The organism is Nocardioides conyzicola (assembly GCF_039543825.1).
Classification (GTDB): Bacteria; Actinomycetota; Actinomycetes; order Propionibacteriales; family Nocardioidaceae; genus Nocardioides; species Nocardioides conyzicola.
In genome coordinates, this window is record NZ_BAABKM010000002.1 from 1,132,784 (window position 1) to 1,151,318 (window position 18,535).

General features: G+C 72.8%; 19 protein-coding genes. 7 read left to right on the forward strand and 12 right to left on the reverse strand.

Annotated features, from left to right (window positions below):
• Positions 1-192: 192 nt before the first annotated feature.
• The 4 genes from ABEA34_RS08565 to ABEA34_RS08580 all read right to left on the reverse strand — a co-directional run bounded on the left by ABEA34_RS08565 (position 193) and on the right by ABEA34_RS08580 (position 3,268).
• Positions 193-669 (reverse strand): hypothetical protein, encoded by a 477-nt coding sequence (locus ABEA34_RS08565; RefSeq protein WP_345520823.1) that lies wholly within the window; start codon positions 667-669, stop codon positions 193-195.
• Positions 666-2,171 (reverse strand): hypothetical protein, encoded by a 1,506-nt coding sequence (locus ABEA34_RS08570; protein WP_345520824.1) that lies wholly within the window; start codon positions 2,169-2,171, stop codon positions 666-668. Before ABEA34_RS08570 ends, ABEA34_RS08565 begins: the two co-directional genes overlap by 4 nt.
• Positions 2,164-2,469, reverse strand: a complete 306-nt coding sequence (locus tag ABEA34_RS08575) for a hypothetical protein (RefSeq protein ID WP_345520825.1) — start codon at positions 2,467-2,469, stop codon at positions 2,164-2,166. The genes ABEA34_RS08570 and ABEA34_RS08575 overlap by 8 nt, the downstream gene beginning before the upstream one ends.
• A 109-nt stretch (positions 2,470-2,578) precedes the next feature.
• The gene (locus ABEA34_RS08580) at positions 2,579-3,268 is read right to left on the reverse strand and encodes a demethylmenaquinone methyltransferase (protein WP_345520826.1); all 690 of its coding nucleotides are present in this window, start codon (positions 3,266-3,268) and stop codon (positions 2,579-2,581) included.
• Between the two features lie 168 nt (positions 3,269-3,436).
• Between ABEA34_RS08580 and ABEA34_RS08585 the strand changes: the two genes are divergently transcribed.
• Positions 3,437-4,330: a L,D-transpeptidase family protein gene (locus tag ABEA34_RS08585; protein WP_345520827.1), complete on the forward strand. Its 894-nt coding sequence runs from the start codon at positions 3,437-3,439 to the stop codon at positions 4,328-4,330.
• On the opposite strand, the gene ABEA34_RS08590 is transcribed toward ABEA34_RS08585, so the two are convergent.
• Positions 4,318-4,965, reverse strand: coding sequence for a hypothetical protein (locus tag ABEA34_RS08590; protein WP_345520828.1), 648 nt, complete (start codon positions 4,963-4,965; stop codon positions 4,318-4,320). The genes ABEA34_RS08585 and ABEA34_RS08590 overlap by 13 nt on opposite strands.
• A gap of 64 nt (positions 4,966-5,029) precedes the next feature.
• On the opposite strand from ABEA34_RS08590, the gene ABEA34_RS08595 reads away from it, so the two are divergent.
• Together ABEA34_RS08595 and ABEA34_RS08600 are read left to right on the forward strand one after the other, a co-directional pair.
• On the forward strand, positions 5,030-6,256 hold the full coding sequence (locus tag ABEA34_RS08595) for an isochorismate synthase (protein WP_345520829.1): 1,227 nt from the start codon (positions 5,030-5,032) through the stop codon (positions 6,254-6,256).
• A gap of 18 nt (positions 6,257-6,274) precedes the next feature.
• On the forward strand, positions 6,275-6,631 hold the full coding sequence (locus ABEA34_RS08600) for a hypothetical protein (protein ID WP_345520830.1): 357 nt from the start codon (positions 6,275-6,277) through the stop codon (positions 6,629-6,631).
• Positions 6,632-6,718: 87 nt separating this feature from the next.
• Here the strand turns inward: ABEA34_RS08600 and ABEA34_RS08605 are convergent, their stop codons facing one another.
• Positions 6,719-7,357 carry an MBL fold metallo-hydrolase gene (locus ABEA34_RS08605; RefSeq protein ID WP_345520831.1) on the reverse strand — a complete coding sequence of 213 codons (639 nt, stop codon included), beginning with the start codon at positions 7,355-7,357 and terminating at the stop codon, positions 6,719-6,721.
• An 18-nt stretch (positions 7,358-7,375) separates the two neighbouring features.
• On the opposite strand from ABEA34_RS08605, the gene ABEA34_RS08610 reads away from it, so the two are divergent.
• Complete coding sequence (locus ABEA34_RS08610) at positions 7,376-7,870, forward strand: GNAT family N-acetyltransferase (RefSeq protein WP_345520832.1); 495 nt, start codon at positions 7,376-7,378, stop codon at positions 7,868-7,870.
• A complete protein-coding gene (locus ABEA34_RS08615; protein ID WP_345520833.1) occupies positions 7,867-9,093 on the forward strand; it encodes a cytochrome P450 in 1,227 nt (408 codons plus the stop codon). Before ABEA34_RS08610 ends, ABEA34_RS08615 begins: the two co-directional genes overlap by 4 nt.
• Here the strand turns inward: ABEA34_RS08615 and ABEA34_RS08620 are convergent.
• The 3 genes from ABEA34_RS08620 to ABEA34_RS08630 form a co-directional block, all read right to left on the reverse strand.
• On the reverse strand, positions 9,042-10,820 hold the full coding sequence (locus ABEA34_RS08620) for a hypothetical protein (RefSeq protein ID WP_345520834.1): 1,779 nt from the start codon (positions 10,818-10,820) through the stop codon (positions 9,042-9,044). The two genes, ABEA34_RS08615 and ABEA34_RS08620, sit on opposite strands and share 52 nt — an antisense overlap.
• Positions 10,821-10,851: 31 nt before the next feature.
• Positions 10,852-12,720: a Na+/H+ antiporter gene (locus ABEA34_RS08625; protein ID WP_345520835.1), complete on the reverse strand. Its 1,869-nt coding sequence runs from the start codon at positions 12,718-12,720 to the stop codon at positions 10,852-10,854.
• Between the two features lie 81 nt (positions 12,721-12,801).
• Positions 12,802-13,161: a hypothetical protein gene (locus ABEA34_RS08630; protein ID WP_345520836.1), complete on the reverse strand. Its 360-nt coding sequence runs from the start codon at positions 13,159-13,161 to the stop codon at positions 12,802-12,804.
• A 22-nt stretch (positions 13,162-13,183) separates the two neighbouring features.
• Between ABEA34_RS08630 and ABEA34_RS08635 the strand changes: the two genes are divergently transcribed.
• Complete coding sequence (locus ABEA34_RS08635) at positions 13,184-13,801, forward strand: hypothetical protein (protein WP_345520837.1); 618 nt, start codon at positions 13,184-13,186, stop codon at positions 13,799-13,801.
• On the opposite strand, the gene menD is transcribed toward ABEA34_RS08635, so the two are convergent.
• From menD to ABEA34_RS08650, 3 genes are read right to left on the reverse strand one after another with little or no spacing between them, the layout of a single operon-like run.
• Positions 13,782-15,347, reverse strand: a complete 1,566-nt coding sequence (menD, locus tag ABEA34_RS08640) for a 2-succinyl-5-enolpyruvyl-6-hydroxy-3-cyclohexene-1-carboxylic-acid synthase (protein WP_345520838.1) — start codon at positions 15,345-15,347, stop codon at positions 13,782-13,784. The two genes, ABEA34_RS08635 and menD, sit on opposite strands and share 20 nt — an antisense overlap.
• Positions 15,344-16,285 (reverse strand): o-succinylbenzoate synthase, encoded by a 942-nt coding sequence (locus tag ABEA34_RS08645; RefSeq protein WP_345520839.1) that lies wholly within the window; start codon positions 16,283-16,285, stop codon positions 15,344-15,346. The genes menD and ABEA34_RS08645 overlap by 4 nt, the downstream gene beginning before the upstream one ends.
• The gene (locus ABEA34_RS08650) at positions 16,282-17,256 is read right to left on the reverse strand and encodes an AMP-binding protein (protein WP_345520840.1); all 975 of its coding nucleotides are present in this window, start codon (positions 17,254-17,256) and stop codon (positions 16,282-16,284) included. The genes ABEA34_RS08645 and ABEA34_RS08650 overlap by 4 nt, the downstream gene beginning before the upstream one ends.
• A gap of 36 nt (positions 17,257-17,292) precedes the next feature.
• Between ABEA34_RS08650 and ABEA34_RS08655 the strand changes: the two genes are divergently transcribed.
• Positions 17,293-18,534: an MFS transporter gene (locus tag ABEA34_RS08655; RefSeq protein WP_345520841.1), complete on the forward strand. Its 1,242-nt coding sequence runs from the start codon at positions 17,293-17,295 to the stop codon at positions 18,532-18,534.
• Position 18,535: the final 1 nt, after the last annotated feature.

Sequence of the window (18,535 nt, forward strand, 5' to 3'; positions counted from 1 at the left end):
ACGCCCGGACTCCGTCCGGACGGGGCATTTGTGACTTTGTGAACTGAATCACTAAGTGGCGCGGAACACAGTTAACCACTCCGGATCGGGTGGTGCACGCGAGGGTCGGCGCGGCGGGCGAATTGGGGCCGAAGGTCCCGAATATCCCCACTGACCTGGGGATTTAGGAGATGCTGTCGTGACCTAATTCGCTCAGGCGCCCGGGGGTCGCTCGAGGTCCTCGGCGCTGTCGAATCCGCACTCGTCACGCAGCCACGCGACGAACCGCTCGTTGACGTCCTGGTACTTGCCGAGCTCGGCCTGCAGCTCGGCGGCGGCCTGGTCGGCCGTGCTGTCGTCGGCGAGGTCGTAGCGCTCGAAGACACCCTTCGCCCCGGTCCACGTCTCGTGTGCCGCCTTCGCGCCTTCGCGCTGGTCGGAGGGGACCTCCCCCGCCAGGTCGTCGGTCAGGTCGACCAGGGTGTCGACGGCGCCCGGGATCTCCGCCGCCGAGGGCGGTCCACCTTGGTCGCCGGTGAAGTAGCCGACGTACCAGACGTAGTCGTTGGCGGTGTCACACAGGCCGGCCGCGCTCGAGTCGTCAGAGCTGCAGCCGACGAGTCCCGCGGTGACGACGATCAGCGTCGCCACCCAGGCGGCAGCGGTGCGGGTGCAGCGGAGGACGGTCATCTCACCCCGTAGTAGGACACGTCAGCCGGGCCGATGGACGACTGCGAGTGGTGGAAGTTGTACGGCTGCTTGACGAGATCGCCGTCGGAGTCGACCCAACCGTAGCTGGACTGGATCACGGCATCGCCGGAGTCCCGGCTCTCGAAGACGTCATAGACGTTGAGCAGCGCCCGGATGCGCCCGTCGTCGTTCTGCTCGAGCGAGACCACGTAGGCGTGGTGCGCGTTGTCGTCGATCCCCTGCGCGGCGAGGAAGCCCTCCGTGCCCGAGATCGCGAGGTCGAGCCCACCGCCGATCCGGCCGACGCGGTCCGGGTTGACGCCGGGCAGGTCGGCGTCGGCCTCGACCGAGGCGTCCTCCGGGAGCTCGGGGAGGGCGTGCGAGGTGTGGCCGCCGTCGAGCGTCGGGAAGCCGGCATCGTTGAGGTGCAGGTCGCCGGCGAGGTCGGTGCGCCGGATCAGGTCACCGGCCGGCGACATGTCACCACCGGCGACGCCACCGAGGACGACGGCGACCTTGTCGGAGCCGTGCACCTCGTCGAGCTGGTCGTACCCGGAGTGCCGGCCGATCAGGTGCCACCCGTCGTCGCTCCCGTTGAGGTCCTGGATCCGCGGGGCACCAGGATCGGAGTCGGCGCCATAGGGGTGCCCGTCGATCATGACCTGGGGCGCGACCAGCGGGTACATCCGGCCGTCGGGACCCTCGATGAAGCCTCCGCCCTGGTAGCCGCTGAGCCGCCCGTCCTCGGGCAGGTCGTCGTCCCCGCTGTACAGCGCCGGGAAGCACGCCTCCAACCCGACCTGACGCAGCCAGTCCTCCCGGTCGCCCGACCGGAAGGCGTCCATCGGATCCCAGGACTCCGGGAAGGTGACCGGCAGCAGCGAGTTGCCCAGGCCCTCGCCGCCGAGCCGCTGGAGCAGGTCGTACGCCGTGTCGGCGACCTCGGGAGGAAGCAGCAACGCGTCGAGGCTCGAGGCGAGCTGCTGGTCGGCCTCGCCGGCGGCCACGAGTGCGTCGCGGATCGCATCGGCGTGCTCGGTCGCCAGCGCGTCGGACGCGGCGACCTTCTCGTCGTAGGCCTCGCGGTAGGACTCGACCTGCTCGGTGGTCGCGTCCGAGGAGTAGGCGTAGTCGGGGACCGACGGTCCGTGGACCGTGCCGTCGTCGTCCACCCGGCAACCGTCCGCGCTCGCGGCCGCGAGGCAGGTCACCACCTTGTCGCGTGCCGACGTGAGCGCGTCGCAGCCGCCCTGCAGGACGTGCACTGCCTGGCCGAGGACCGCGGCGAGCTGGTCGCCGAGGTGGACCTGGTGGCCGACGGCCGCTGCCGCCGCCTCCCCGCCGTCACCCTGCCAGGCGGCGAGCAGGTCGGTCCGGGTCGCGACCAGGGTGTCGACGCCGGCGCCCACCTCCTTCTTGGCGGCACGGACGGCGTCGGCGGCGGGCACCAGCTTGCTGGGGTCCCAGGCGGCGACGGCGGCCGGGGTGAGCGCCTCACTCACCGGCGGTCACCTGCATGATCTCGTCGACGACGTGCTCGTCGGCGTCCCGGTAGGCACCGGCCGCCTGCACCGTGCTGCCGGCGAGGCCGTTGATGCCGACGGCGTACGCCGAGGTGCCGGTCGACAGCCGGATCGCCAGGGAGGTCACCGCCGCGGCGGTCTGCGTGCCCGGGAGCCCGGCGGCTCCGCCGGCCACGGCGTCGGCGGTCTCGATCTCGATCAGGCCGTTGGCGACCGCGACGAAGCGACCCGAGGCGCTGGCCAGCGCCTCGCCCTGAACCACGATGTCTGCTGCCATCCCACGCCCCCGCACGCGTCCCCGAGCTCTGATGGTGTCGACCGCGTGATGCCCGTCATGGTCGTGGTCGAAACCGCGCCCTGGGGGGCGCGGGTGACCGACGACGTCGTCAGCGGGTGGCGCGGTGCAGGGCGACGATGCCGCCGGAGAGGTCACGCCACTGGGGCGCCTCCCACCCGGCGGAGGCGATCAGGGCGGCGAGCCCGCGCTGGTCGGGCCACGCCCGGATCGACTCGGCGAGGTAGACGTACGCGTCCGGCGCCGAGGAGACGGCGCGGGCGATCGGGGGCAGCGCCTTCATCAGGTACTCGAGGTAGACGGTGCGGAACGGCGCCCAGGTCGGGTGGCTGAACTCGCAGACCACCAGGCGGCCGCCCGGACGGGTGACCCGGCGCAGCTCGCGCAGCCCCGCCTCGGGGTCGACGATGTTGCGCAGGCCGAAGGAGATCGTCACGGCGTCGAACGTCGCGTCCGCGAACGGCAGCTGGGTGCCGTCGCCGGCGGTGAACGGCAGGTGCGGCTTGGCCTTCTTGCCCACCTGCAGCATCCCGAGCGAGAAGTCGCACGGGACGACGACCGCGCCGCGGTCGGCGAAGGGCTGGCTCGACGTACCGGTGCCGGCGGCCAGGTCGAGGACCCGCTCCCCCGGCTGCGGGTCGACGGCGGCGATGACGGCCTTGCGCCAGGTGCGGTCCTGGCCGAGCGACAGCACGTCGTTGGTGACGTCGTAGCGACGAGCGACGGAGTCGAACATGCGACGGACGTCGGACGGCTGCTTGTCGAGCTCTGCGCGGACCACGGGCAGAGACTACGCAGCCCGCCGGACGCCGTAGGAATCGGCCGGTCGCCCCGTGCGGCCGGTCACAGGTTGGTCACGACGCGCACGACCCGCCGATCGGATGCAACCGACCGGCCCGCCCAGGCGTCACCCTCGTGTCCGACTCACCTACTTCCCCGGGAGAGCTCCATGTTGTTCCTGCGTCGTCTCCTGCTCGTCCTCGCCACGGCGGCCCTGGTCTGCGCCGGCGCGTTCGTCGCGGGCTACGCCCTGAGCGACAGCCCGGCCGACCGGCCCTCCGCGACCGGCACTCCCGGTGCCCCCGAGCCCGAGCCCACGACCACTCCGACGGCGACTCCGACGGCGACGCCCACGTCGACCCCGACCGGGCAGCCGACGTCGGATCCCACCACCCCGCCGGCGAAGCCGAAGCCCCCGAAGCTCGAGCCGGGACCGCGGCTACTGGGTACTGGCGACCAGGGGCCGCAGGTGCGCGAGCTCCAGGCCCGCCTGAAGCAGATCGCGTGGTTCGGCGCCGACGTCACCGGGACGTACGGCGACCTCACGCGCGACGCCGTCCGTGGCTTCCAGGCGAAGCGCGCGATCCCGGTGACCGGCGAGGTCGACCGACGCACCCTCGACCGGTTGGACGCGATGACCGTCGAGCCCACGGACGCGGAGCTGCACAACCGCGGCAACACCCCCGGCGCGCTCGACCCGCGCTGCCGGGTGGGCCGCGTGCTCTGCATCGACAAGAGCAGCTCGACGCTGCGCTTCGTCGTGGACGGGAAGGTCCAGCAGACCCTCGACGCCCGCTTCGGCGCCTCCGGGACACCGACCCGCGAGGGCGTGTTCCACGTCTACCTCAAGGACGCGGACCACGTCTCACGCCTCTACGGCTCGGCCATGCCCTTCGCGATGTTCTTCGACCGCGGTCAGGCGGTGCACTACTCCTCGGACTTCGCGGCCCGCGGGTACGCCGGCGCCTCGCACGGCTGCGTCAACATCCGTGACCACGGCGGCGTCGCGCACCTCTACGACCAGGTGCGGGTCGGCGACACGGTCGTCGTCTACTGGTCCTGAGCGTCCTGGAGGGACTTCAGCAGGTCGTCGGCGACACCCACGAGGGCGTCGGCGGCGACCGCGGACGAGCCGATCTGCACGGTGACCTCGCCCCGGGACACCTGGCACTGGCTGAACGCGACCGGCGGCGCCTGGCCCTCGGCCTGTGCCTGCCCGTAGGTCAGGATGCAGGCGCCGTCGCCGACCTTGGCCAGCTCGGTGGCGGCCTGGCCGCCGGAGTTGTCCGGGTCGGGAATGCTGTTGGGGGCGAACGCCCCACCGGTGGACTGGAACGCCTGCACGAAGACGGCCTCGGTGCCGTTGGCGACGTACGTGCGCGTCTCCGCCGACGTGCCGAGCGCGTCGGGGAGCACCTTGTTGCCGAACTCGCGGTTGGCCTGCTCCTGCTTGGCGATCTCGTCGGCCTGGTCGGCCAGCTGGCCGCCCGCGAACGCCGCCGGGTCGTCGGACGCGACGTACCCACCGGGCAGCTTGTCCGGCAGGGTCAGCGTCAGCTCGGCGCTCTCGTCGCTGGCCGGATCGCCCTGTGCCTTCGGCAGCCCGATCGCGAACGCGGCCATCAGGCCGAGGAACAGCAGACCGAGGAGGATCGCGACCACGGTCGGGGCGCGGCCGGCGGTTGTGGGGGTGCTCACGCGCTCCGACGCTACTAGCCCGGCCGAGGCGGGGATCCAGTGGGTCCGTGGGTAGTCTCGGCCCGTGACGCTGACCGTGCGCACCTCCCGCCTCCAGCTGGCGGAGGCGACCCGACTCCTCGACCTGGTCCCCACCGACCGACCGGTGACCTGGCTGCGTCGCGGGGACGGACTGGTCGGCTGGGGGGTCGCCGCCGAGGTCCGCACGCACGGCGCGACCCGCTTCGCGGACGCCGACAAGTGGTGGCGCGAGACCACCGCACGGGCGGTCGTGACCGACGAGGTCAACGAGCCCGGGACCGGACCGGTCGCCTTCGGCACCTTCACCTTCGCCGACGAGCCCGGCGAGTCCGTGCTCGTCGTCCCCCGCATCGTCGTAGGACGCCGCGGCGACATCGCCTGGCTGACCGTGGTCGGCGACGAGCCGGCCCCCGCGCTCGACGCCACCGAGGCCCCGGCCGCGCCCGTCGGCGTGAGCTTCGCGGACGGCGCCCTCAACGGCGAGCAGTGGATGTCGGTCGTGGCGGACGCCGTGGCCCGGATCAGCCGCGGCGACCTGGAGAAGGTCGTGCTGGCCCGCGACCTGGTCGCCACCGCCGACGAGCCGATCGACGTGCGCTGGCCGCTGCGCCGGCTCACCGACACCTACCCGATGTGCTGGACCTTCCACGTCGACGGGATGTTCGGCGCGACACCCGAGATGCTCGTCCGCCGCGAGCGTGGCCTGGTCACCTCGCGGGTGCTCGCCGGCACCATCCGCCGGACCGGCGACGACGGCCGCGACCTCGCCCTCGCCGCCACCCTGGCGCGGTCCTCGAAGGACCTCGAGGAGCACGAGTACGCCGTACGCTCCGTCGCCGACGCCCTGGAGCCGCACTGCTCCTCGATGAACGTGCCCGAGGCGCCGTTCGTGCTGCACCTGCCCAACGTGATGCACCTCGCCACCGACGTCGCCGGGGTCGTCCACGACGCCGCGACCGTCTCGTCGCTGCAGCTCGCCGAGGCCCTGCACCCGTCGGCAGCCGTCGGCGGCACGCCCACCCCCGTCGCGACCACGCTGATCGCGGAGATCGAGGGCATGGACCGCGACCGGTACGCCGGCCCCGTCGGCTGGATGGACACGTCCGGGGACGGCGAGTGGGGCATCGCGCTGCGCTCCGCCCGGATCGACGGCAGCACCGTGCGCCTCTTCGCCGGCTGCGGCATCGTGGCCGACTCCGACCCCGAGGCCGAGCTAGCCGAGGCGCAGGCGAAGTTCGTGCCGGTGCGGGACGCGCTCACCGCCGACTGAGTACGGCAGGATGTCGCCATGACGGCGACGGTCGAGGAGCCGGTGAAGACCGGCGGGTGGCGGCTCTGGCTCGCCGGGGCGACGGTCCTGGTCTGCGCGGCGCTGGTCGTGCTCGTCGCCGGAGGGCTGGATCGCGAGACCGTCCGGGACAAGGCGGACCAGCAGAGTCTCGACTTCGGGCTGCCGGTCGCGTGGATCCACCAGGACCAGACCGCGCTGGACCCGCCGTTCCCGGCACGGGTCTCGGTGGCCTCACCCCTGGAGAACCCGACGGACCTGTCCGGCCTCGCCTTCTTGGTGGACCTGCTGGTCGTGCTGGCCGTGCTCGGCGCAGGCGTGCTCGTCGTACGTCGTCTGGCGCGACCGCGCGCCTGACTCCTCAGGCACTTCACCAGGTTCTCGGGCACTGCACTGCCCGAGAACCTCAGGGATACCCGGTTAACCGGGTATCCCTGAAGGGGGCTACAGGTCCTCGCCGTCCGCGCGGCGGAGGTACTCCTGGCCGGCCTTCGGAAGGAACTGGTTCATCTGCATCTCGAGGATGCCGTGGCCGGCGTCGCTGTAGACCCGGTCGTGGATGGCGAGGTTGCGCGGCGCCTTCACCGCGCGGGCGAAGTCGATCGCCTCGGACGCCTTGAGCCACGGCGCCGACGAGGGCAGCAGCAGGACGTCGATCTCCTCGCCGGGCTCGGTGAGCGAGTCGCCCGGGTGGTAGATCTTCGCGTCGCCGGCGGTCAACACGTACCCGCTGTTGAAGAGCCGGGTCAACTCCGGGTGGATGACCGCGTGCATCTCGCCGACCGCCGTGACCGGCAGGCCACCCACGTCGAAGGCCTCGCCCGGTGCGACCACGGTGATCCGCTCGGCGAGGCTCGGGGTGTCCTCGCGGATCTTGGCCGCGACCGCCTCGATCGTGAACACCGGGGCGTCGGCGGCGAGGAGGTTGTCGGGCAGGTAGTGGTCGGGGTGCTCGTGCGTGATGAGCACGGCGTCCGCGCCGTCGACGGCCTCGGCATCGGTGAACATGCCGGGGTCGAGGACGACCGTGGTGCCGTCGTGCTCGATGCGGACGCAGGCGTGGCCGAACTTCGTGATCCTCATGATCCCTACGATGCCACCGTGAGCCATCTCGACGACGTGCGGCTGCGCCCGGCCGTCCCCGCCGACGCCGCGGCCGGTGCCGCCCTGCACCTGGCCTGCTGGCGCGAGGCCTACACGCCGTACGCCGACCCGGCCCGGCTCGCGGAGCGACTCGCGTCGGACGAGCGCTTCGTCGCGGCCTGGACCAAGCAGCTCGCCGAGGGCCCGCCGCGCGTCCTCGCCGAGGCCGACGGCGAGCTCGTCGGCTTCGCGGTGGTCGGCGCCAACCGCGACCCCGACGCACCGGCACCCACCGAGCTCTACGCGATCTACACCCGCGCGGCCTGGTGGGGAACGGGGCTCGGCCAACAGCTCTGGGACGCCGTACGTCCAGATCGGCCGTGCTCGCTGTGGGTGCTCGAGGACAACGCCCGCGCTCGTGGGTTCTACGCCCGCAACGGCTTCGTCCCGGACGGCGCCCGTGAGCTCTACGAGGACCTCGGCACGTGGGAGATGAGGATGATCAGGCCATGACGTACTTCGACCTCGCGGACCCGACGTTCGACGTGACCTCGCCCGTGGTCCATGCGGCTCGCGACGACAGCTGGTACGTCGAGACCAACTGGGGCTGGGCGGTGCTCCGGCACGCCGAGGTCAGCGCGCTGCTGCGCGACCGGAGGTTCCGGCAGGGCAACGCCCGCTGGCCGGCGCAGAACGGCATCCACTCGGGGCTCTTCTCCGACTGGTGGCAGGAGACGCTGCTCAGCCTCGAGGGCGACGACCACTCGCGGATCCGCCGGCTGCTGATGCCGGCCTTCCGCAACAAGACCATCGCGGCGATGCGGCCGCGCTTCCAGGCGCTCGCCGACGAGCTGGTCGACGGGTTCGCCGAACGGGGGACGGTCGAGTTCGTCAGCGAGTTCGCGGAGCCGTACGCCGCGCGCATCATCTGCGTGCTCCTCGGGCTGCCCGAGGACAACTGGCACCAGGTGGCGACGTGGGCCGACGACCTCGGGGCGTCGTTCTCCATCGACGTCGGCAACCAGGTGCCCAAGATCGAGGCCGCGCTGACCGGGCTCTACGAGTACGTCGGCCAGGTGGTCGCCGACCGGCGGGCGCATCCGCAAGACGACCTGGTGACGACCCTGGTGCAGGCGAGCGACGACGGCGACCGGCTCACCGAGCACGAGCTCGGCGTGGCGCTGGTCTTCCTCGCGTTCGCCGGCATGGAGACCACCCGCAACCAGCTCGGCCTGGCGCTCCAGACGCTGCTCGCCCACCCGGAGCAGTGGCGGCTCCTGGGCGAGCGCCCCGACCTCGGCGACAACGCCGTCGAGGAGGTGATGCGGGTCAACCCGACCGTCACCTGGGTGACCCGCGAGGCGCTCGAGGACGTCGACTTCCAGGGCCTGCACATCCCGAAGGGCGGCATCGTCCAGACGCTCTCGCACAGCGCCGGCACCGATCCGTCGGCGATGCCCGACCCGGCGTTCGACATCACCCAGCAGCGGCCGCCGCACCACGACTTCGGGGCCGGGGTGCACCACTGCCTGGGGCACTTCGTCGCGCGCACCGACATGGCCGTCGCCCTGCCGCTGCTGGCGCGGCGCATGCCGGGCGCCGTACCCGACGGCCCTGGTCGGTGGCTGCCGGTCTCCGGCAACACCGGGGCTCTGTCCTTCCCGATCCGCTTCGAGGCGACGGGTCAGGCCAGCCCGATCGTCTCCGAGGCGACCGACCTGCCGCCGTCGAGGTAGTCCAGCCGCACCCAGGTCCGACCAGCGGTGTCGATCTGGGCGGACCAGTGGGCTACGGAGGCACCCTGACCGCCTCCGCCCCCGACATGCTGCAGGGGCCCGTCGGACGCGGTGTAGGTGATGCGCTCGTACGGGTCCGACCTGGCCCCGCGTGCATTCGGGTCGAAGCCGAACTCGTGGGTGAACACGAAGCCCAGCCAGAGCTTGCCCGCTGCTCGCCCGATCGGCAGCCGCTCGATGCGCAGGCCGTCGGACAGGGCGATGGCGAAGCCCCCCTCGTTCTCGGGCTCCAGCACCTCGACGGCGATCGGGCCGCGGTCCGCGATCGCCTGGTCGCGGAGTTCGAGCTCGCGGTAGCGCTCGAGCACCTGGGCGTCGTGGTCGTGCTCGACCTCCAGCTCGTCGTCCTCGGCGTCGTCATCCGGGTCCAACCACCCCTCGGCCACCCGCCAGGTGTCGAAGGCGCCGGCCTCCTGCCGCCGCCGGTCCACGTCGGCGGCCGCCGCGAGCTCTGCTGCGGAGAGAGGTGCCGGCAGGAGCCCCGCGAGCTCGTCCCATCGGGCCGGGTCGGAGGCGAGCACCTGCCGGACGACGTCCGCGAACTCCAGCATCCGGGGCGACGGGGCGAGGCTGTCGATCCGACGCCCCCGGTGGTCCTCGACGACGCGCGCTCCTCGGTCGAGCCGTGTGCAGGTGAACGTCGAGGCGGCAGCCGCGAGCGCGCCGACGGCAGCGGAGTAGGCATCGGCGTGGCTGGTGTAGCGCAGCGCCTCGAGGGCGTTCGCGGGCAGCCAGGCGTGGCACTGCGCGAGCGCGCCGACGGAGGCCTCGTCGAAGGTCTCGTCGACCAGGCGTCTCTGCCGCTCGGCCTCAGCGGTCGCCCGTCGTCGCAGTTCCGCGATGCCGGGCGGGAGGGACGTGCCGGCGCCCGACCCCAGCTGGGCGAGGACCGCCTGAACCGCGGGCTCGTCGGTCAGGCCGGCCTCCCGGACCGCTGCCAGGGCCGACCACTCCGCCAGGCTTCGAAGGGCCTCCGGATCCATGGCGTCCATGGCGTCCTGGGCACCAGGGAGGGAGTGGTCGAGCGGCCCGTAGCCGCTCGAACCCGGGGTGTACGTCGACAGGTCCGACGGCCGCGCGACGATGGCTCGCGGACGGGAGCCGTCGAGGTCGGTCCGGCTGAAGCCGACCCCGGCATACGTCTCGACCATGGCGGCTCCGACGGTCAGCAGGTCCGGTGGTTCGTCACCCATGCACAACCGTGCCAGCGCTCGCAGCGCTCGGGGCACCTCCTCCAGGTCTTCCTCGTCCACGTACGACAGGTCGACCGAGCCGACCACCTTCCCGCGGCGTGCGCACGTCACCTGGACGGCACCGTTGACGTTCCAGTACAGACTGGCCGCGACCTTCCCGGCTCCGACCCGGGAGGCCTCTCGCAGCACCTCGGTGCGCGAGCCCTCGAAGCCGTTGAACTCGAACACCACCGCGGCGCCCGCTGTCGGGGCGACCCAGATCTCGTTGCGGTCGTCGCCGAGGTCACCGAGGGCGGCCCGTTCTCCGAAGCCGGCCGCGGAGGTGTCGCGCTCTTCGCCAGCGTCGGCGGGGTCGTGCCCGAACGACCGGGCAACCGCTTCCGGGTCGGCGTCCGGCACCACCGTGACGCATCCGGCTACCTGGAGCTCGGAGTCCGACAGCCAGGCGTACGTCGTGGGGTCCACAGAGGCCATGCGCGCAGCGTAGGGCGCATCCCGGTCGGCGTCAGGCGGTCAGGTGATGGATGTAGCACCAGCGCCAGTCCTCGCCGGGCTCGACCGACTGCATGACCGGGTGGGTCGTGTCGTGGAAGTGCGCGGTGGCGTGCTGCAGGGGTGAGGAGTCGCAGCAGGCGACGTTGCCGCACTCGAGGCACCGGCGCAGCGCCACCCACTGGGTGCCGGCGTCGAGACAGGCCTGGCAGTACTCCCCGCGCGGCAGGTCGGCGACCGGGTAGGCCAGCAGGTCGTCGCAGGTCTCCCCCGTCGTCCAGCGACGGCGGGCGTACGACGCCGCCTCGTCGCGCTCCTGCTCCGCGCTGTCGAGCATCGACTCCTCGACGTCGAGCATCGCGAGCACGTCGGCGATCACCTCGGAGGCGATGGTGCCGGACCGGCGGATCTCCAGGATCCGGCTGCGCTCGGCGTTGATCATCTGCATCCGGATCCGGTAGTACAGCGCGGCCGGCGACTCCTGGTCGGCCGTCGTGCCCAGGCGCTCCCAGGCCGCGAAGTTGCGCTGGTCGAGCCGCTGCCGGATCAGGTCGCAGACACCGGTCTGGTCGTCGTACTCGATCTTGTCCAGCTCCTGGATCGCGGCCTTGGACGCCTGCTGGAGCAGGGTGGCCCGCGCGAGCGCGTCGTCGAGCGGGTCCGGTGCCGGCACCTTGAGCACCCGGGCGAACCACGGCAGGGTGAGCCCCTGGATCAGCAGGGTCCCGGCCACGACCGTGAACGCGATCGCGAAGAGCACCTCGCGGTCGGCGGTGTCGTCGGGGATCAGGAACGCGGCCGCCAGGGTCACGACGCCACGCATGCCGGACCAGCCGAGCAGGAACGTGAAGGACCGGGGCGGCACCAGCCGGTTGCCGGCCTCGTCGATCGGACGCGCCAGCGCGTAGCGGGCGACGAAGACCCAGATCATCCGCAGCGCGATCACCGCGACGAGGGTCAGCAGGCAGACGGCGACGATCCGCGACCAGGACATGTCGCTGTCGGCGAGGTCCTGGTAGAGCCACTGGGCCTGGAGACCGATCAGCGCGAAGACGGTGTTCTCCAGCAGGAACGCGATCGTGCGCCAGTTGATCCGCTCGGCGATCCGGGACTGGGCCGTCTGCAGGATCGGAGCCTTGTGACCGAGCAGGAGCCCGGCCACGACGACCGCGACGACACCCGAGGCGTGGATCTCCTCGGCGGCCAGGAAGCAGGCGAACGGGATCACGAACGAGAGCCCGACGTCGAGCACCGGGTCGCTGATCCGCTTGCGGAGCCAGCCGACCAGCATGAACCCGACGAGACCGACGAGCACGCCGCCGCCGGCCGCGCGCGCGAAGTCCCAGCCGACCTCCCACCCGTTGATGTGACCGGCGATGCTGACGCCCAGCGCCGTCCGCAGCGCGACCAGGGCCGTCGCGTCGTTGAAGAGGGACTCGCCCTCGAGGATCGTCACGACCCGGCGCGGGAGCCCGACCTTGCGCCCGACGGCGGTCGCCGCGACGGCGTCGGGCGGCGCCACGACCGCGCCGAGCGCGAACGCGACGGGCCACGAGACCCCGGGCACCATCTCGTGGACCAGCCACCCGACGCCCGCGGTGGTGAAGAGAACCAGGCCCACCGACAGCAGCAGGATCGAGCGACGGTTGGCGTTGAAGTCGACCAGGGACGACGTGATCGAGGTCGAGTAGAGCAGCGGCGGCAGCAGCCCGAACAGCACGACCTCGGGCTCCAGGTGGACCTGCGGCACGAACGGCAGGAACGACGCCGCGACGCCGGCGACCACGAGCAGGAGGGGGGCGGGTACGCCGATCCGGCCGGCGACGGTGACTCCGGCGAGCACCCCGACGGCGAGCGCGACCAGCAAGAAGGCGATCTCCACGGGCCCATCCTTGTCGACGAACGTTTCGAGAGCGTGATCCGTTCGCTCAGGGCGCAGGCGGAGGCCGCCCCGTCGCCCCGGTCAGGCCTGCGGAGCCGGCCGCACCAGGGTCGCGCGGCCGGCGGTGAAGTCGGCGAGGTAGTCCAGGTAGGCGCCCTCCCCCTGTTCGCCGGGCTCGACCAGCATGCTCGAGGCCTGGACCCCGTCCTGCAGGCTGACGGCGACGTGGACGGCCCGGTCGGCCGGCACCTCGAAGAAGACGCGGCCCCAGTAGACGACGTACTGCCGGCCGTCGATCCCGACCGTCGGGACGATCCGGTCGCGGGCGGTGGACGAGAGGAACGTCCCCTTGCTCCGCAGGTCGATGGTCAGCATCCGCCGAGGTCCGGTGTGCCACTCGACGTACGGGACGACACCGGGCTGGGTCGGCTGCTCGGTCATGGCGGCAGCCTACGGTGGCGTCGTGGCCTACCTGTTCGTCCCCAGCCCGCTGTTGGGCCCGGCGACCTGGGCGCCCGTCGCCGACCTCCTCGGCGGCCGGGTGGCGGCCGTCGGTGACGCGATCGAGACGCCCGACGGCGAGGTGGTGCTGGTCGTGCACAGCAACGCCGGCCTCCATGCGCCCCGGCTCGCGGCGCAGCTGGAAGCCCGCGCCACCGTGTACGTCGACGCCGCGCTCCCCGGTGACGGCCCGGACACGACGCTCGCACCGCCGCGGTTCCTGGCGTTCCTGGAGACCATGGTCGACGACGACGGCCTGCTGCCGCCGTGGACGCAGTGGTGGGGCGACGAGGTCGACGACCTCTTCCCCGACGTCGAGACGCGCGCGGCGGTCGAGGCCGAGCAGCCACGGCTTCCGTTGTCCTACTTCACCTCGAGGGTCTCGGTGCCGACCGGTTGGGCGGAGCGGCCGAGCGGCTACCTGGCGTTCGGGGACACATACGCCGAGGAGCTCGCCCTCGCCCGGTCGCACGGCTGGCCGGTGACGGTGCTGCCCGGTCGGCACCTGCACCAGCTGGTCGACCCGGTCGCGGTGGCCGCGGCTGTAGCGGACCTGGCGGCTAGGGCCGGAGCGCCCTGATCCGGGCGTCGAGCTCGCGGCGGTTGTCGCGGCGTACGGCGACCTCGACGACCTCGATGCCGCCATTGGGGCTGGCCAGGGCCTGGTCGAGCTCGGCTGACGAGCCGACCTTCCAGTGCGGGGTCCTGGTGGCGGCGCAAAGGGCGGCGAGGTCGACGCCGTGCGGGGTGCCGAAGAGCTTCTCGAAGCGGTCGTCGTACGCCGCGTCGCCCTGCTCGAGCATCGTGAAGATCGAGCCGCCGTCGTCGTTGACGACCACGATCGTCAGGTCGGGCACGGGCTCGCCGGGCCCGATGACCAGGCCGTTGGCGTCGTGCACGAACGTCACGTCCCCCATCAGCGCGAACGCCCGGGTCGTGTCGGGCCGGGCCAGCGCGGCCCCGATCGCGGTGGAGATGGTGCCGTCGATGCCGGCGAGCCCTCGGTTGGCGATCACCTTGCGGTGTCGCCCGACCTCGTAGCGCGGCACCATCAGGTCGAGGTCGCGGATCGGGCTGGACGCGCCGACGACCAGCAGCCCGCCGGGCGGCAGGGCGCGGGCGACGGCGCCGGCGACCTCGTGCGGCGTCAGCTCAGGCTCGGCGGCGAGCAGCGCGTCGAGCCGCCGGCCGACGGTCGTGTCGGCCGCGTGCCACTCCTCCAGCCAGGCGGGGCCGTCCGGCTCCTTCACGTGTGGAACGACCGGCAGCCGCTCGTCGACCGGGAACGGTCGCTCGGTCCACACGCCCCCCGTGGGGGTGTCGATGACGGTCACGTCATCGCGAGCGAGCAGCCGGCTGACCGGACGCGACAGCGTCGGGTGTCCGCAGACGACGACCCGTTCGATCCGGTCACCGAGCTCTCCGGAGAGCAGCAGCCGGTAGGTGCGGATCGCGGTGGCGCCGGTGCGCGAGCCGCTCGACGGCTCGGCGAGCAGGGGCCAGCCTCCGGACTCGGCGAGCTGTCTGGCCTGCGGCCCGGCGTCGTCGCCGGCGACGACCACCGTGCGGGGACCGCTGCTCAGCCACGCCATCACGGCCGGGATCACGGGCCGCGGTGCGGGACCGGGCGCGACGTCGGGCTGCCACGTGTCGTCGGGCAGCAGTGGGTCGTCCAGCGGCACGTTGAGGTGCACCGGGCGCAGGACGTGCAGGTCCAGGCCTGCACTCGCGTCCTGAGTGGCGACGAGTGGGCCGAAGACGCCGACCTGGTCGGTGGTCTGGTTGGCGTTGGTGCCGCGCAGCCGGGCCGGGCGGTCGGCGGTCACGACGACCAGCGGCAGCCCGGCGTGGGCGGCCTCGAGGACCGCGGGGTGCAGGTTGGCGACGGCGGTGCCCGACGTGCAGATGACGGCGGCACGGTTGCCGTTCTTGGTGAGCCCGAGCGCGAGGAAGCCGGCCGTGCGCTCGTCGATGCGGGTGTGCAGCCGGACCAGCCCGGCCGCAGCGGCGTCGTACGCCGCGAACGACAGCGGGGCGTTCCGCGAGCCCGGAGCGACCACGATCTCGCTGACGCCCGCCTCGACCAGCGCGGTCACCACGGCGCGCGCGGTGTCGGTGGCGATCATGAGGATCGATCCTGCCGCAGCGCCAGCACCTCGGCCAGCCGGGCCTCCCAGTGCGCGACCCGGTCGGGGTCGGCGTGCACGAGCGACTCGTCGACGACCGGCAGCCGCACCGGCAGGGCACCGTCGACGGGCAGCAGCGACTCGTCGACGATGTCGGCGGCCAGCAGCTGCACGGTCGCGAGCCCGCAGGCGTAGGGCAGCTCGGGCAGGGCCGCCGCCAGCGCGACCCCGGCCGCGATCCCCAGGGACGTCTCCAGCGCGGACGAGACGACGACGGGCAGGCCGATGTCCTCCGCGATCCGCAGGCACGCGCGCACGCCGCCGAGCGGCTGGACCTTGAGCACGGCCACGTCGGCGGCCTCCAGGTCGCGCACCCGGTAGGGGTCCTCTGCCCGGCGGATCGACTCGTCGGCGGCGATGGGTACGCCGACGGCCCGGCGTACCCGCGCGAGGTCCTCGACGCTCGCGACGGGCTGCTCGACGTACTCGAGCCCGCCGGCCGCGCGGTCCAGGACGGGGATGCCGGCGATCGCGGTGTCGAGGTCCCACAGCCCGTTGACGTCGATCCGGATCCGGCCGTCGGGGCCGATCGCGTCGCGGACCGCCTCCAGCCGCGCCTGGTCGTCGGCCAGGGTCTGGCCGGGTTCGGCGACCTTCACCTTGGCGGTCCGGCAGCCGCCGCGCAGGACGACGGCGTGCGCCTCCTCGGGACCCACGGCGGGCACGGTGACGTTGACGGGCACCGAGTCGCGGAGCGGCGCAGGCCAGTCACCGGCGGCCGCCTCCTCCGCGCAGCGCAGCCAGGGCTCGGCGACGGCCGCGTCGTACTCCAGGAACGGGCTCCACTCCCCCCAGCCGGCCGGGCCCGGGATCAGCACGCCCTCGCGGACGGTGATGCCGCGGAACCTCGTGCGCATCGGCAGGCTGTAGACCCTCATGCGAGGCCCCGCAGCGTGAGACGGTCCGGCTTGCCGTTGGGCAGCAGCGGGATCTCGTCGAGGACGACCAGCTGCCGCGGCGCCCACGACCGCGGGTGCGCCTCGGCCACCCAGGCTCGGGCGCCCTCCACCGACACGGGGCCGACGACGAAGGCGACGAGCCGGTTGCCCCACTCCTCGTCGGGTACGCCGAGCACCTCGGCCGCGACGACGTCCGGGTGCTCACGGAGCCGGGCGGCGACGGCCGGGGCCGGGACGTTGACCCCACCGCTGACCACGACGTCGTCGACCCGGCCGAGCACGTGCAGCCGGCCGTCCTCGTCGAGCCGGCCGGCGTCGGAGGTGAGGAACCACCCGTCGACCAGCACCTCGGCGGTGCCGTCCGGGTCGCCGTCGTACCTCTCGAAGAGCGTGGGTCCACCGATCCGGATCCGGCCACCGGGGTCGAGGGCGACCGCCACGCCGTCGAGGGCGTACCCGTCGTAGACGCAGCCGCCGGCGGTCTCCGCGGAGCCGTACGTCGCGACCACGCGCACCCCGGCTCCCTCGGCGCGGCGACGGAGCGCGGGGTCGATCGGCCCACCGCCGAGCAGCACGGTGTGGAAGCTCTGCAGCGCCTCCGCATCCGTCTCCAGCAGCCGGTGCAGCTGGGTCGGCACCAGCGACACGAAGTCCGCGTCGCGGGACGCCGCCGCGAACGACTCGTGCTCCTCGAGCAGCACCGGGTCGTGGCCGGCGACCAGCGAGCGACAGATCACCTGCACGCCGGCGACGTACGACGCGGGCAGCGCGAGCAGCCAACGCCCGGACCCCCCGAGGCGGCGTGCGGAGGCCGCCACGGACGCCCGGACGGCGGCCCGGGACAGGACGACCCGCTTGGGACGGCCGGTCGAGCCGGACGTCTCGACCACCCACGGCTCCGGGTCCTCGGCGGCCAGCCAGGCGTCGAGCTCGCGGACCGCGTTAATCACGCGACCGACACTATCCGTGCGTGATGGGATGCCGGGGTGCCGTCCCGCCTCGACCGGTTCCTCCCGCCCACCCCGCTGGCGCGCCGGCTGTCGATGCAGTCGATCCTGTTCGCGTTCGGCGAGGGCGCGTTCATCACGGGCAGCGCGGTGTTCTTCACGCAGGTGGTCGGGCTCAGCGCGGCGCAGGTCGGCCTGGGCCTGACCGCCTCCGGGATCGCGTCGTTCGCGCTCGCCGTACCTCTCGGTCGGCTCACCGACCGCATCGGCCCCCAGCGGATGTGGGCGCTCGCCGCCGGTGGCGAGGCGGCGCTCTACGCCGTCTGGCCGTTCATCGGAGGCTTCGCCACCTTCATCGCGATGATGGTGCTGCTCGGGCTCGTGGACACCGCCGGACGTGCTGGTCGCGGCGCGTACACGATCGACGTGTTCCCCCGCGAGGAGCGGGTCCAGTCGCTGGCGTTCATGCGGGCGGCGCTCAACATCGGCTTCACCTTCGGCGCTCTCCTCGGTGGGCTCGCGCTCGCCTTCGACAGCGACTCGGTGATCCGCGCGGTCCCCTGGCTGACGGCGGCGATCCTGGCGTGCAACGCGGTGCTGATCGCGCGGCTGCCGGACGCCGGTCACGACGCGCTCGAGACGCCGGCCGAGAAGGCGCTCAGCCCGGCCGCCCTGCGCAACAGGGGCTTCCTCGTCCTGGCCACGTGCAGCGGGGTCCTCGGCACCAACCAGGTGCTGCTCAACGTCGTCATCCCGCTCTGGCTGGTCCAGGAGACCGACGCGCCCCGGGTGCTGCTGGCCTGGCTCTTCGGCACCAACACGGTGATGGCCGTGCTGCTCCAGGTGCCGGCCGCGCGCGGGGTGAACTCGGTCGGTACGTCGCTGCGCGCCGCGAGGCTCAGCGCCGGCTTCTTCGTGCTGTCCTGCCTGATCGTCCTGGTCACCCACGACACCCTCGGGTGGACCACGATCGTCCTGGTCTGGCTGGGGCACGTGACGGTCACCGGGGCCGAGCTCTTCCAGTCCGCGGCCCAGTGGGGCTTCCTGTCGGAGCTCTCGGACCCGGAGCGGCGAGGTGAGTACCAAGGTGCCGCGCAGCTCGGCGGCACCCTCGGCGGGGTGTGGGCACCGGCGGCCTTCACGTTCCTGGCGATCCACTGGGGTACGCCGGGCTGGCTGCTGATCGCCGCCATCATCGTGGCGGCCGTCGTGGCGATGGGACCGGCCGCCAGGTCGGCCGAGCGCTACCTGGCGCGCACCCAGCAGCCGGCGACTGCTTGAA